The organism is Streptomyces sp. NPDC104371, from assembly GCF_055583785.1.
The window spans coordinates 1-12466 of record NZ_JBVJNF010000007.1 but is presented as its reverse complement, the minus strand read 5'-3'; the positions used below and the strand labels follow the sequence as shown (position 1 = coordinate 12466).

Annotated in this window: 17 protein-coding genes and 1 pseudogene; 10 read left to right on the top strand and 8 right to left on the bottom strand. The window is 67.6% G+C overall.

The window, feature by feature from the left end:
* The first annotated feature begins 56 nt into the window (after positions 1-56).
* Positions 57-1439 (top strand): glycine--tRNA ligase, encoded by a 1383-nt coding sequence (locus ACZ60T_RS21860; protein ID WP_365621000.1) that lies wholly within the window; start codon positions 57-59, stop codon positions 1437-1439.
* A gap of 67 nt (positions 1440-1506) precedes the next feature.
* On the opposite strand, the gene ACZ60T_RS21855 is transcribed toward ACZ60T_RS21860, so the two are convergent.
* The 5 genes from ACZ60T_RS21855 to ACZ60T_RS21835 form a co-directional block, all read right to left on the bottom strand.
* Complete coding sequence (locus ACZ60T_RS21855; RefSeq protein ID WP_365619390.1) at positions 1507-1962, bottom strand: VOC family protein; 456 nt, start codon at positions 1960-1962, stop codon at positions 1507-1509.
* A gap of 85 nt (positions 1963-2047) precedes the next feature.
* The gene (locus ACZ60T_RS21850; RefSeq protein WP_469667386.1) at positions 2048-3103 is read right to left on the bottom strand and encodes a chitinase; all 1056 of its coding nucleotides are present in this window, start codon (positions 3101-3103) and stop codon (positions 2048-2050) included.
* Between the two features lie 99 nt (positions 3104-3202).
* Positions 3203-3664, bottom strand: a complete 462-nt coding sequence (locus ACZ60T_RS21845; RefSeq protein WP_469667385.1) for a WbqC family protein — start codon at positions 3662-3664, stop codon at positions 3203-3205.
* 21 nt (positions 3665-3685) lie between these two features.
* Entirely contained in the window at positions 3686-4354 is a 669-nt protein-coding gene (locus tag ACZ60T_RS21840; protein WP_469667384.1) for a YdcF family protein, read from the bottom strand.
* Positions 4355-4368: 14 nt separating this feature from the next.
* On the bottom strand, positions 4369-4569 hold the full coding sequence (locus ACZ60T_RS21835) for a hypothetical protein (RefSeq protein WP_469667383.1): 201 nt from the start codon (positions 4567-4569) through the stop codon (positions 4369-4371).
* A gap of 222 nt (positions 4570-4791) precedes the next feature.
* Here ACZ60T_RS21835 and ACZ60T_RS21830 point away from each other — a divergent pair, with 222 nt between their 5' ends.
* The 7 genes and pseudogenes from ACZ60T_RS21830 to tgmC all read left to right on the top strand — a co-directional run bounded on the left by ACZ60T_RS21830 (position 4792) and on the right by tgmC (position 9147).
* Entirely contained in the window at positions 4792-5055 is a 264-nt protein-coding gene (locus tag ACZ60T_RS21830; protein WP_469667692.1) for a hypothetical protein, read from the top strand.
* Positions 5039-5545 carry a DUF6879 family protein gene (locus ACZ60T_RS21825; protein ID WP_469667382.1) on the top strand — a complete coding sequence of 169 codons (507 nt, stop codon included), beginning with the start codon at positions 5039-5041 and terminating at the stop codon, positions 5543-5545. Before ACZ60T_RS21830 ends, ACZ60T_RS21825 begins: the two co-directional genes overlap by 17 nt.
* Positions 5546-5548: 3 nt before the next feature.
* Positions 5549-6397, top strand: coding sequence for a helix-turn-helix domain-containing protein (locus ACZ60T_RS21820; RefSeq protein WP_469667380.1), 849 nt, complete (start codon positions 5549-5551; stop codon positions 6395-6397).
* 87 nt (positions 6398-6484) lie between these two features.
* On the top strand, positions 6485-6679 hold the full coding sequence (locus ACZ60T_RS21815) for a hypothetical protein (protein ID WP_469667379.1): 195 nt from the start codon (positions 6485-6487) through the stop codon (positions 6677-6679).
* A 50-nt stretch (positions 6680-6729) separates the two neighbouring features.
* Complete coding sequence (gene tgmA, locus ACZ60T_RS21810; RefSeq protein ID WP_365619403.1) at positions 6730-6990, top strand: putative ATP-grasp-modified RiPP; 261 nt, start codon at positions 6730-6732, stop codon at positions 6988-6990.
* Positions 6990-7957 (top strand): annotated as a pseudogene (tgmB, locus tag ACZ60T_RS21805) (ATP-grasp ribosomal peptide maturase). Before tgmA ends, tgmB begins: the two are co-directional and overlap by 1 nt.
* Complete coding sequence (gene tgmC / locus ACZ60T_RS21800; protein ID WP_469667691.1) at positions 7957-9147, top strand: ATP-grasp peptide maturase system methyltransferase; 1191 nt, start codon at positions 7957-7959, stop codon at positions 9145-9147. Before tgmB ends, tgmC begins: the two are co-directional and overlap by 1 nt.
* Positions 9148-9214: 67 nt before the next feature.
* Here the strand turns inward: tgmC and ACZ60T_RS21795 are convergent, their stop codons facing one another.
* From ACZ60T_RS21795 to ACZ60T_RS21785, 3 genes are all read right to left on the bottom strand, one after another.
* A complete protein-coding gene (locus ACZ60T_RS21795) occupies positions 9215-9424 on the bottom strand; it encodes a DUF397 domain-containing protein (RefSeq protein ID WP_469667377.1) in 210 nt (69 codons plus the stop codon).
* The gene (locus ACZ60T_RS21790; RefSeq protein ID WP_469667376.1) at positions 9421-10248 is read right to left on the bottom strand and encodes a helix-turn-helix domain-containing protein; all 828 of its coding nucleotides are present in this window, start codon (positions 10246-10248) and stop codon (positions 9421-9423) included. The genes ACZ60T_RS21795 and ACZ60T_RS21790 overlap by 4 nt, the downstream gene beginning before the upstream one ends.
* Positions 10249-10336: 88 nt before the next feature.
* Positions 10337-10483: a hypothetical protein gene (locus tag ACZ60T_RS21785; RefSeq protein WP_469667375.1), complete on the bottom strand. Its 147-nt coding sequence runs from the start codon at positions 10481-10483 to the stop codon at positions 10337-10339.
* A gap of 206 nt (positions 10484-10689) precedes the next feature.
* Between ACZ60T_RS21785 and ACZ60T_RS21780 the strand changes: the two genes are divergently transcribed.
* Positions 10690-10980 carry a hypothetical protein gene (locus ACZ60T_RS21780; RefSeq protein ID WP_469667374.1) on the top strand — a complete coding sequence of 97 codons (291 nt, stop codon included), beginning with the start codon at positions 10690-10692 and terminating at the stop codon, positions 10978-10980.
* 277 nt (positions 10981-11257) lie between these two features.
* The gene (locus ACZ60T_RS21775) at positions 11258-12376 is read left to right on the top strand and encodes a methyltransferase domain-containing protein (RefSeq protein WP_469667690.1); all 1119 of its coding nucleotides are present in this window, start codon (positions 11258-11260) and stop codon (positions 12374-12376) included.
* Positions 12377-12466: the final 90 nt, after the last annotated feature.

The following is a 12466-nucleotide window of genomic DNA, read 5'->3' as shown; positions in this document are numbered from 1 at the left end:
AAGCAATGCTCTTCAGCAGTCGCTTCGTCGCCCGTCGTCGTAATGAAGAGAGCACCGTGGCCGCCGACAAGATCGACACCATCGTCAGCCTGAGCAAGCGCCGTGGCTTCGTATTCCCGTGCAGCGAGATCTACGGCGGTCAGCGCGCCGCCTGGGACTACGGACCGCTGGGTGTCGAGCTCAAGGAGAACCTCAAGCGCCAGTGGTGGCGCTACATGGTGACGTCGCGCGAGGACGTCGTCGGTATCGACTCGTCGGTGATCCTGGCGACCGAGGTCTGGCAGGCCTCCGGTCACGTCGCCACCTTCACCGACCCGCTCACCGAGTGCACCTCCTGTCACAAGCGTTTCCGCGCCGACCACCTGGAGGAGGCCTACGAGGCCAAGCACCACCGCCTCCCGGAGAACGGCCTCGCCGACATCAACTGCCCCAACTGCGGCAACAAGGGCCAGTTCACCGAGCCCAAGCAGTTCTCGGGCCTGCTCGCCACCCACCTCGGCCCGACGCAGGACAGCGGTTCGATCGCCTACCTGCGCCCCGAGACCGCCCAGGGCATCTTCACCAACTTCGCCCAGGTCCAGCAGACTTCGCGCCGCAAGCCGCCGTTCGGCATCGCGCAGATGGGCAAGTCCTTCCGCAACGAGATCACGCCCGGCAACTTCATCTTCCGCACCCGCGAGTTCGAGCAGATGGAGATGGAGTTCTTCGTCAAGCCGGGCGAGGACGAGAAGTGGCAGGAGTACTGGATGCAGGAGCGCTGGAACTGGTACACCGGCCTCGGCCTGCGCGAGGAGAACATGCGCTGGTACGAGCACCCGAAGGAGAAGCTCTCCCACTACTCCAAGCGCACCGCCGACATCGAGTACCGCTTTTCGTTCGGCGGCTCGGAGTGGGGTGAGCTGGAGGGCGTCGCCAACCGCACGGACTACGACCTCTCCGCGCACGCGGAGGGCTCCGGCCAGGACCTCTCCTACTTCGACCAGGAGGCCGGCGAGCGCTGGACGCCGTACGTCATCGAGCCCGCGGCCGGTGTCGGCCGCGCGATGCTGGCGTTCCTGCTCGACGCCTACGTCGAGGACGAGGCCCCGAACGCCAAGGGCAAGATGGAGAAGCGCACGGTGCTGCGCCTGGACCACCGCCTGGCGCCGGTGAAGGTCGCGGTGCTGCCGCTGTCCCGCAACCCCGAGCTGTCGCCGAAGGCCAAGGGTCTGGCCCAGACGCTGCGCACGCACTGGAACATCGAGTTCGACGACGCGGGCGCCATCGGCCGCCGCTACCGCCGCCAGGACGAGATCGGTACGCCGTACTGCGTGACGGTCGACTTCGACACCCTGGACGACAACGCCGTGACCGTGCGTGAGCGCGACACGATGAAGCAGGAGCGCGTCTCCCTCGACCAGATCGAGGGCTACCTGGCCAGCCGCCTCCTGGGCTGCTGAACAGGCACCTGACCGCGAACGCCGGGCGGGCCGGAGTCATCCGGCCCGCCCGGCGTCGTGCTGCGGGCTACGCCACGCAGAACTCGTTGCCCTCGGGATCGAGCATGATCCACCAGTGACCCGCCGGGCCCTTGTCCACCTCTTCGACACGGGTCGCGCCCAGGGCCTCCAGCCGGGCCACCGTGGCGTCACGGGCGTCCGGACCGGCGTGGACGTCGAGATGCAGGCGGTTCTTCCCGCCCTTCTGCTCGGGCACGTCCTGGAAGAGGATGCGACGGCCCCGCCCGATGCCCGTGGCCGCGTCGTACGGATCGTCGGGGTGCCGTATCGCCGCGAAGCCCCGGAAGCCACGGGTGCCGTTGTGCTCCGCGACCGCCGCCTCGGGAAGCCGGCCCGCCGCCAGCAGCCCGTCGATCAACGCGCTGTTGTCCTCCACCTCGTAGGCCAGCGCAGCCGCCCAGAAGTCCGCGAGGACAGGGGCGTTGCGGGTATCGACGACCAACTTCCACTCCAGTGCTGTCATACGGCCTGTTCTATGCACCCTCGCTCGCCCCTGTCCAGGAGATCGATCAACCGATCGTCCGACTGAGCGGACTCGGTGCGCGCGGTCAACGCCCTTGCAGCGACCGCACGTTGTCGCCGAACGTCCAGTTCTTCGAGCCGTCCCAGTTGAGGGACCACGTCATCAGGCCCTTGAGGCTCGCGTCGTAGTGCTGCCAGGCCTGGGAGACCAGGGACGGCGCCATGTAGCCACCGCCCGCGCCCGGTTGGGCGGGCAGGCCCGGGACCTGCTTGTCGTAGGGGACCTTGATCGTGGTCCCCTGGATGGTCAGGCCGTTGTTCAGACAGTCCGTCTGCGCGACGAAGCCCGCCACGGTGCCCGCCGCGTACGAGTCGCCGGAGCAGCCGTACATGCTGCCGTTGTAGTACTGCATGTTCAGCCACCACAGCCGGCCGTTGTCCGCGTACTTCTTGATGACCGGCAGATACGCGCCCCAGATCGAGCCGTAGGTGACGCTGCCCCCGGTCACGTACGCCGTCTCCGGGGCCATGGTGAGCCCGAAGCCCGCGGGCATCTGCGCCAGCACCCCGTCGATGATGCGGATCAAGTTGGCCTGGGACGGGGAGAGTTGGCTGATGTTCCCGCTGCCCGTCAGGCCCGTCTCGATATCGATGTCGATGCCGTCGAAGTTGTACTCCTTCAGGATCGGGACGATCGTCGAGACGAACCGGTCGGCGACGGCGGTGGAGTTGAGGTCGATGCCCGCGGTCGCGCCGCCGATGGAGAGCAGGATCGTCTGTCCCGCCGCCTTCGCGGCGCACATCTCCGCCGGGGTGGCCACCTTCACCCCGCTGTCCATGCCGTCCTCCCACAGCGCGGTGCCGTCGGAGAGGATGACCGGGAACGCCGCGTTGAGCACGTTGTAGCCGTGGGCGGCGATCCGGGAGTCGGTGATCGGGGTCCAGCCGAACGGCGGGTGAACCCCGTTGGCGGACCCGTCCCAGTTCTCCCAGTAGCCCTGGAGGACCTTGCCGGACGGGCGGGACTTCACGGCGCAGGTCTCGGCCGCGGAAGCGGTGGGGGCGGTGGCGACGACCGAGAGCGGCACGAGAACGGCCGCGGTCAGAGCGGCGGCGAGCAGACGCGACCAGTGGCGAATCATGCGAGGCCTCCCGTGTGGGGGTGCGGTGAGGTGTCGTAGGCATGACGGTGCTCTGGTCCAGACCTTTCGTCAAGAGGTCTGGACCAGATCGCCCCCGGGTCAGGCTGCGGCCCGCAGTCGGGTGTCGTGGGCGGTGAGGGCCTGGAAGCGGGCGGCCATGTCCTGCGGGCCGAGTGCCGCCAATGCCCACAGGGCACTGAGCCGGTGGCCGGAGGGCCAGATGTCGATGGTCGGCGGCCGGAACGGGGCCACGGTGATGTTCTGGGCCGCGAACGGCTTCTGGTCGAGATAGGTCATGCCGCCGGTCCCGCACAGATACGCGCGGGCTCCGGTCGCGGCGGCCAGGTCGGCGAGCCGGACGGATCGGCCCGGCCGGGACGGCAGACGGCTGCTGGTGAGGACCTGGCCCTTCCAGCCGAGCAGGTCCAGCAGGACGCGGGCGGCGGTCTCGGCGACCGTCGCGGTCTTGCCGGTGTCGAAGGCATCCAGCAGCGGATCCAAGGCCCGGGCGAGGGCGCGCCAGCGAGGGCTGGCCCGATAGCGCTGTGGTGGATGGCACACAACCCGCCCGGCTCGGGCAGGTCAGGGGTTGATGAGGCGGCTGGTGAAGCCGTCGCGGATGAGGGATTCGTACGCGGCATGCACGTGCTCCGGGACCTCCTGCTCGATGGCGAATCCGAGCTTCGGATACTCGATGACCCGCTGGAGATCGCCGACGAGCATGTCCAGGACGAGCTTCTCGTCGCCGATGCTCTTGAGATAGTCGTCGAACTCCAGCGGCTCCGACGCGCAGAGGATCTCGACGTCGGGCCACAGCTTGCGGGCTGTCGCGAACGACCGCCTTTCCATATAGGGCTTGGAGACCAGCAGCACCGTGGTCGGATGGATGCCCGCGGCGGTGAGGGCCTCGCGGGAGAAGGTGATGTTCTGCCCGGTGTTCGCCGCGTTCGGCTCCAGCAGGATCGCCTCGGTGGGGACGCCGAGGTCGATGGCGTGCTCGCGGAAGTGGACGGCCTCCCCGCGCGGGAAGACCTTGGCGGTGGTGGGGCTGTTGCCGCCGGTGAACACCAGGGTCGGGAAGAGCCCGGCGCGATACAGCTGGGCGGAGTGGGCGGCGACGCCGAGATCGTGGCTGCCCAGCCCGATCGCCACGTCGACGGGCCGCGGCTCGTGCTGCATCTGGTGGTAGTCCCAGATCAGCTTGGCCTGGCGCCACTGGTCCTCGGTGATGCCCTGCTGGTCGTTGCTCACGCGTCTCTCCCTGGTCACCGTTGCCGGGGACCGGTCGGCCCCCGGCTCATGGCCCCGATGTCCTCGATGCTGCGCAGTTGGTGCACGAGTCCGTACTGCGCGGCCACCTTGGCGGCCTGGTCGAGGACGAGGAGTCCATCATCCTGGGTCGCCGCATCGGAGAGCAGGAGGAGGCTGTCGGCGAAGGCGAAGTTCTGCCGGGACAAGGCGACCACGACCCGGTCCAGGTCATCCGCGGCATGACAGTGCTCTGGCCCAGACCTTTCGTCTAAGGGGTCTGGACCAGATGCTCGCGGCCCGGGAGGTTGCAGGCTGGTCCCCTCTCTGGGGGCACTGTGAGGGCCTTCGGCATGACTGAACAGGCACTCTTGACCGACTTCTTAGGGCGGGCGATGGTCATGCAATCAAGTGCAATCGGACCGACGCGAGGAGAGGCCATGCGCTTGCGATTCCTCGGGATCATCCCGAACACGCCCGGCAATGAGTCACCTACGATCTGGCTGGACGAGGACAGCGGGGATCTGCTGATCCAGTCCTACAAGGCCACCGAGGCAGAGGTGAAGGCGTGCCAGGAGGTCGGATCAATTCCCGGCCATGGAACGGACGTTCCTGACCATGAGACGGTCATCAGGCTTCCCAAGGTCATGCTTCGGTTCATCCCCCGGCCGGACGACGAGGAGAGCAGTGCCCAAGACGCTTGAAGAAGAGTGGTCCGAAGTCACCCGGAGCGCTGTCCATCTGGAGACGCGGGACAGCTACATCCGGGACGATCCGGGGTTCATCGCGTGGCAGCAAGGGCGGACCGCCGAGGCCGCTGCCCGCTACCAGGCGTGGACGGAGCTGATGAAGCAGGCGACAGCGCGTGGGGTAGTGGTGCGCCGCGCCCGGATCGTCAGTGAACCCCTGTCGGACTACTGCCGGTTCGAGTACGACGTGACCGGGCCTGTGAATCTTGCCGGTGGTGAGCAAGTACGCTGGCTGCCTCGCCGCCGTGCCTCGGAGATCGCCTTGCCCGGTAACGACTTCTGGGTGTTCGACGGCGCGTACGGGAAGTTCAACCACTTCACGGGTGATGGGTCGTCCGCCGGCCCGGAGCCGTTCGATGACCCTCACGTCGTGAAGTTGTGTGTCGACGCGTTCGAGTCGGTGTGGGAGCGGGCTACCCCGCACGAGGAGTACCGGCCCGTCTGAGTCATGGCAGCGTCATCATCGTCCAGCGTTCAGGCGGCCCGGCAGGCTCTTGCGGATCGACTTCGTGAGCTGTGCCTGGACGCCGGGTTGGAGGGCAAGCAGCTTGCAGCGGCGTGCGGTTGGCACCCGTCCAAGGTGTCGCGGATCTCGATGGCGAAGACGCAGCCCAGCGCCGACGACATCCGGGCGTGGTGCCGGGCGTGCGGAGCGGAGGACCAGACAGACGACCTGATCGCTTCTCTCCGCGCAGTCGAGGGCATGTGGGTGCAGTGGCACCGCATGGAGCGCACGGGGCTGCGACGCGCTCAGGAATCCGTTCTTCCGCTGTATGAGCGCACCACCCGTTTCCGGGCCTACTCGCCGAACTTCGTGCCCGGCCTGGTCCAGACGTCCGCGTACACGGAAGACGTCTTGAGAGCCGTCCAGCGAAGACGGGTCACGGTCGATGATGTGGCCGATGCGGTGGCCGTCCGCATGGAACGTCAACACGTTCTGTACGAGGGGCATCGGCGTTTCGCGTTCCTGGTCGAAGAGTCGGCGTTGCGGAACGGACTCGGTGACGCCGACACGCAGGCTGAGCAACTGGAGTACCTGCTGTCGGTCGGCGCGCTGCCCAACGTCAGCGTGGGTGTGATCCCTGCGCGGGTGGGGCGGGGTCGGATGCCTGTCGAGGGTTTCTGGATCTACGACAACACCCAGGTCAACGTCGAGTTGGTGTCCGGGTATCTGACGTTGACGCAGCCCAGCGAAGTAAGAGCGTACGCCGACACGTTCGTGACGCTGGCCGACATGGCGGTCTACGGCGACAAGGCCCGCGCGCTCGTCGCCAAGGTGCGTGACTCTCTCGCGTGATCCTCTGCAATCGCCTGCAATCGGATGTGAGTTGAGGTTCCGCGGTTCCTAGCGTGGTGGTCATCCGGACGACGCGAAGGAGTCGGCGTGAGCGAGCCGAGAACATATCCGAGTGCCCCGCTGACATCGCCGCTGAGGCTGGATCCGGACCCCGCCCCCGTACCGGGCTGTGCGGGTTGCACCGAGCTGGCCGACGTACGAGACCGGGCTCGCGCAAGTGGTGACATGACCACCGTGTCCGACTGCAACGTCTACTTGCGTCGGCATCCGGAGGGGCACTGATGACCCGCACCGTCATGTGCTCACCAGAAGTCCACGAGAGGGAGCACACCATGCAGACCACCAGCACGACTCAGGCGCGCATCCCCTGGGGCATCAGCCGGATGCGCCCGTACCCCAGCACCTACCAGCCGGGCTACGCGACCGCCGAAGTCGACCCTGTCACGCAGACCACCGTCTTCCGCGACGCACGAGGCGGTGTTGTGGAGATGGGCAAGCACGGCACGAGCAAGGGGACTGAGACACAGCCCCAGTCCACGAACCAGGACAGCCGCAACGACACGGACCACGACCAGGACAGCGAGCAGGACTGATGAACCACGCTGGACCGGTCGCGGTCGTCACCGAGGTGGACGACGTGACCGCCGACATGGTGATCAACGAACTGAACAAGCGCGGTGTCCCGGTCGTGCGGTTCGATCCCTCCGACATCGGTGACCGTCTCTCACTGTCGGCCCGGTTCGGCGCCGGCCCGGCGGCAACCCCCGCCGGCCACCTGCGCACCCCCTCCAGGACGATTGCCCTGGAGGGGGTGCGATCCCTCTACTGGCGCCGCCCGACCTGGCCCTGCTTCGAGCACCTGGACGACCCGGACGCCCGTTTCGCCGCTGCCCAAGTCCGTCATGGCCTCGGCGGCACGCTCTACGCCCTGGCGAACTGCCGTTATGTGAACCACCCGCTCAGCAACTACGCGGCGGAACACAAGCCCATGCAACTGGCCGTGGCCGAACGCCTCGGCCTCACCGTCCCGCCCACCCTGATCTCCAACAACCTGGCCGACATCCCGCATTCATCACCGAACACGGCCGGGCGATCTACAAGACGCTGCGCTGGACCCCCTACCGGCGCGGCGACGGCGTCGGGCTCACCACCTGGACCGAGCCCGTCACCGCCGACGAGGTGGACGAGAGCGTGACCGAGGTCCCGCACCTGTTCCAGGCACGCGTGGACAAGGTGGCGGACCTGCGGGTGGTCGTCGTCGGGCCCAAGGTGTTCGCGATCCGTATCGACTCCGACCTGCTGGACTGGCGCGCGGATTACAGCGCGCTGACCTACGCGCCCGTGGCCCTGCCCGCCAACGTGGAGAAGGCCCTGACCATGTACTTGGAACACTTCGGCCTCGCCTCCGGCAGCTTTGACCTGTGCATCACCCGTGACGGCGACCTGTACTGGCTGGAGCTGAACCCGAACGGCCAATGGGGTTGGCTCGAGGAAGAGACCGGGCTGCCGATCGCCGCCGCTTTCGCCGATCTCCTGGAGCAAGGAGCTTCCACACCGTGATCCGTCCCGACTCCACAAGCCTCCGCCGCGCTCTGGCTGACGAGCTCGAACAGGGCGGCGTACTGAAGACCCCTGCATGGCGAAGGGCCGTCGAAGCCGTTCCCCGGGAGCTGTTCCTCCCCTCGTTCTTCAGAGGTGCGCCCGGCCCCAGCGGGATCACGCAGTACATCCCCGTGACCCAGGACACCGACGAGGACGAGCGGCTGACCCTCACCTACCAGGACGAAACCTGGGTGACTCAGCTCGACGGCCACCTCACCGCCGACAACGCCGACAGGCCGGTGACCGGCTTCCCCACCTCCTCTTCCACGATGCCGTCCACTGTCGTGGGGATGCTCGAATCCCTGGACGTGGAGGACGGCATGAACGTCCTGGAGATCGGTACCGGTACCGGCTATTCCACGGGGCTGCTGTGCCACCGCCTGGGGGAGGACAACGTCACCACTGTGGAAGTCGACCCCGCCGTGTCGGAGCGGGCGGATGCCGCACTGGAGGATGCGGGGTACTCGACCTGGACCGTCACAGGAGACGGTCTCCTCGGGCACCCGCGGCGCGCACCGTACGACCGGACCATCGCCACCTGCGCTCTACGGCGTGTGCCGTACACGTGGGTCAGGCAGACCAAGCCCGGGGGCATCATCCTCGCCACAGTGGGCCCCAGCGCCTGGACCTACGGCACGGGCCTGGCCAGACTCACCGTCAGGGACGACGGTACCGCGGTGGGCCGGATCATCGGCCGGACCTCGTTCATGCCCGCCCGAGCGGAGGCGGCCGTCCAGCTCTCCGGAGACCTGTCCGCCCGTGCCGCCTACGCGGACACCGAGCGCAAGACCAGTCATTCCCCCGATGTCCTGAACAACTGGATGCCCGCGTTCCTGGCCCAGCTCGCCGCACCCGGCGCCCAACTCGTACGCGCGGTCAGCGGCAGCCGAGAGACGGTCTACCTGTTCGACGTCGGTCGGGAAGCCTTCGCGGCGTTCATCGCTGACGGAGACGAGTGGACCGTCCGGCAAGGGGGACCGGTCGCCATCTGGGACGCCATCGAAAACGCGCTCACCACGTGGAAGAGCGTCGGCGAACCTGACATCACCTCTGTGCGCATGGAGGTCACCCCCAGAACGCACACCTACTGGATCGAGGACCAACCGGCCCTCCACTGGGAGCACTCACACCCGCCGCTGAACGCCTGACACTGTCCGGACAGGCTGCTGCTCCGCGGAAGTTCGCGGAGCAGCACCGGGTGGTGCGAGAGAGCGGTCAGTCGGAGCCGAGCTGTCCGCCCTTGACGCTCGTCACGAACGAGGTGAACGCCGCGGCGGGGAAGCTGAGTACGGGGCCGTCCTGGATCTTGGAGTCACGGACGGGGACGACGCCGCGCGAGTCGGTGAGGTTCGTGGCGACCTGCACGCAGGCGCCGCCGTTGCTGCTGTACGAGGACGTGAACCAACGCGGGGTCTCGGTCGTCATGGGGTGCCCTTTCGAAGCTGTTCGATCATGGCCACAGATGCCGTCTGGGAGAGCGCTTCGGCCTGTAGCTGATGGTAGGCCGTCAGGGCGGACACCACGAACGTGGTTTCCCGTACCAGGTGGCCGCGTTGGGCCGACTCCGCATAGGCGATATGGGACCTGTCGGCGAGCGTCAACAGGTGGATCGGCAGATCGTACGAGCGCCGCTCGCCAAGGCTGTACGGGGCCACTTGCAGGACGGTCGACGGTAGTTCGGCGAACTCGGTGAGCCTGTCGAGCTGCCTCGCCATGATGCCGGGACCGCCCACCGGGCGCATCAGGCAACTCTCGTCCATGACCACGAAGACCATGGGTGGTGGAGTGCGTTCCAGGGAAGCCTGCCGCCGCGCGAGCAGTTCCAGCCGTTCCTCTGCCTGCTGTTCCGTGATCGCGCCTCGCCGCACAGCCCCGGCCGTGATGGCCGCGGCGTACTCCTGGGTCTGGAGCAAGCCGGGAACGATCCCCAGCTCGAAGAGCCTGATCTCGGCGGCGCGCAGCTCGTGCGGTACGTACTCGGGGAACCCCTCCAGCAGCGCGGTGTTCCGTACAGCCCGTCCCTGACGGTCGAACGCGTCTCCGGTGCCGAATGCCTTGTCAGCACTCTGCGAGAAACGAGCAGTTGGGGAGCGTCGACCAGTTTCGACAGCCGAGATGTGGGTGCCTGAGTACCCCATGTGTTCCCCCAACTCGTCCTGTGTCCACCCGCGTTCGTCGCGCAACCTGCGGAGACGTTCACCAAACGCCGCACTCGGCGAGTTCTCGGGCTCCAGCTCTTTCCGGTTCACGGCCCCTACCCCTACTTTCCGTGCAAATCACGCAAGTTGAAGACTCCTCGACCCTAGGTCACGCTGAACCTCCCCGGTAGTGGAATCACTACAGAGAGGAGCGATCGTGCCCGGTGAGGACGACCCCTTCGAACAGCCGCCCCCATCCGTTCCGGCCCCCGGCGCGCTCATGGTGGACGCGGACGGTCGAGTCGGAGAGTTCCGTGGCGAAGTCGGTGGACTCTGGTGCCTGCACCCCCTTGCGGGCGGGGCCAGTTGGACCGTCGCCCCCGAGGGCGCCCGGCCGGCCAGTCCCGAACAGCGCATACACGCCAAGACCGCCCGTGCGAACGCCCGGAGCCGGGGTGAGGTGCTGTGACCGCGTACGCCTTTCGAACCGCGGGGGTCGGCGTTCGGCTGCGGAGGCACTGCAACGAATCCGGACGGCTCCCGCTCGGCGAAGTGGTGCGACAGCTCCGGAACGCCAGGGAAGACCCCGCGGAACTGCCCCCGCACGAGCTGGAGACAGCCGTATGCGAGCTGGAGGCGGAGCACGGTGGCGCCCACGCCGACTATCTGTGCGAGATCGATCCCCGCACTCAGGTATGGGTCCGGTGGGAAGAAGACCGCCACGAGTTCGTCCGGCTCGCGCCGTGCGAGGCTCCCGCCGAGTTCACCGACGGCGTATGCCATCTGTTCGACGGGCACGCGCTCGGGCACTCGTGGGAGATGGACGACATGCTGCACGGCTGACCAGACAGCCGAAGTCGCGCAACATCGCTGTCTGGCTGGTTCGTTGAACTGTCCGCGCTGCAATCGAGAAGGGCAAGTCATGACGTACAACACCTTGGTCAACAGTGACGGCAACGGGGGCGACGGCCTGCCGGGCGAGCCGTGGCCCGCGCCGCCGCCTCCCACCCCGGATGGTGGCCCAGGGGTTCCCAACCCTCCGAAGAAGTGAGGTAGTCACCTCGTGACTGCCAAGGCGAACCAGGACCGCCCCAGCCGCATGGAGCTGGGGCGTGTCCTCATGTCGGGCGGTGCCCTCTCCTCGGACTGGGCCCCCTCCTACGCGGCCGTTCCCAGGTCGGCGTTCCTTCCCGATCTGATGTGGCCGTTCGACATGGAGACGGGCACGAGCATCGCGGTGTCCAGGACGGACGACCCTGGGGCATGGTTCGGGTACGCGGACTCGGACGTACCCGTCGTCACCCAGTGGGACGACGGAGGGCACGCGGGGACGGAACCGGGGCAGGTCTCGACCTCGTCGGCGTCGATGCCGAGCGTGGTGTTCCGGATGCTCCGGGACCTGGACGTGCGCCCCGGGAACCGGGTACTGGAGATCGGCACAGGCACAGGCTGGAACGCCGCTCTGCTGGCCCACCGTGCCGGGGCGGAGAACGTCGTCACGGTAGAGGTGGACGGAGCGGTCGCCGAACGGGCGCGGGCATCCCTGACGCGGTTCGGCGCAGCCGTACAGGTCGTGCACGGCGACGGATACGAAGGGCATCCCGAAGGTGCGCCGTACGACCGGATCATCGTGACGGCCGGGGTACGGCACATCCCGTTCGCGTGGCTGGAACAGGCCCGGCCGGGCGGGCTCGTCGTGGTCCCGTGGGGAACCGACTTCAGCAACGGTGACACCGTGGCACGGCTGGTCGTCGCACGGGACGGACAGAGCGCGTCGGGGGCCTTCACGGGTCCGGTGGAGTTCATGAAGCTCCGGGCACAGCGGCTCCGGCCCGTCGTCCACAGTGACTACGTCACAGGCGGCCCCACCGGCCGGGACGAGTCGACGACGGACATCACCGAGGACGCGTTCGTCGGGGGCCGGTTCGGTCCTCAGCGATTCGCCCTCGGCCTCAGAGTCCCGAACTGTCACTGCGCTGTCGCCGACAAGCGGGACGGAGCACGGCCCGTGTGGTTCTACGGGCTCACCGATCGCTCATGGGCGTGCGTCATGTTCCGCGACGGCGACACGGCCCGTGTCTGGCAGGCGGGCCCGCGCCGACTGTGGGAAGAGGCGAAAGCGGCACACCGGTGGTGGGAGAGCGCGGGCAAGCCCGGACACGAACGGTTCGGGCTCACTGTGACCGCGTCGGCTCAGCGCGCCTGGCTGGACGAACCGGGCCAGTCCTGGCCGGTCTAAGAGGTCCTAACAGAAGTTGCTGATCATGTGACTTTCGGCTGGGCTGGTCGTTGCTCTGGTCATGGGGGAACGTCAGTCGCGGCCGTGGAT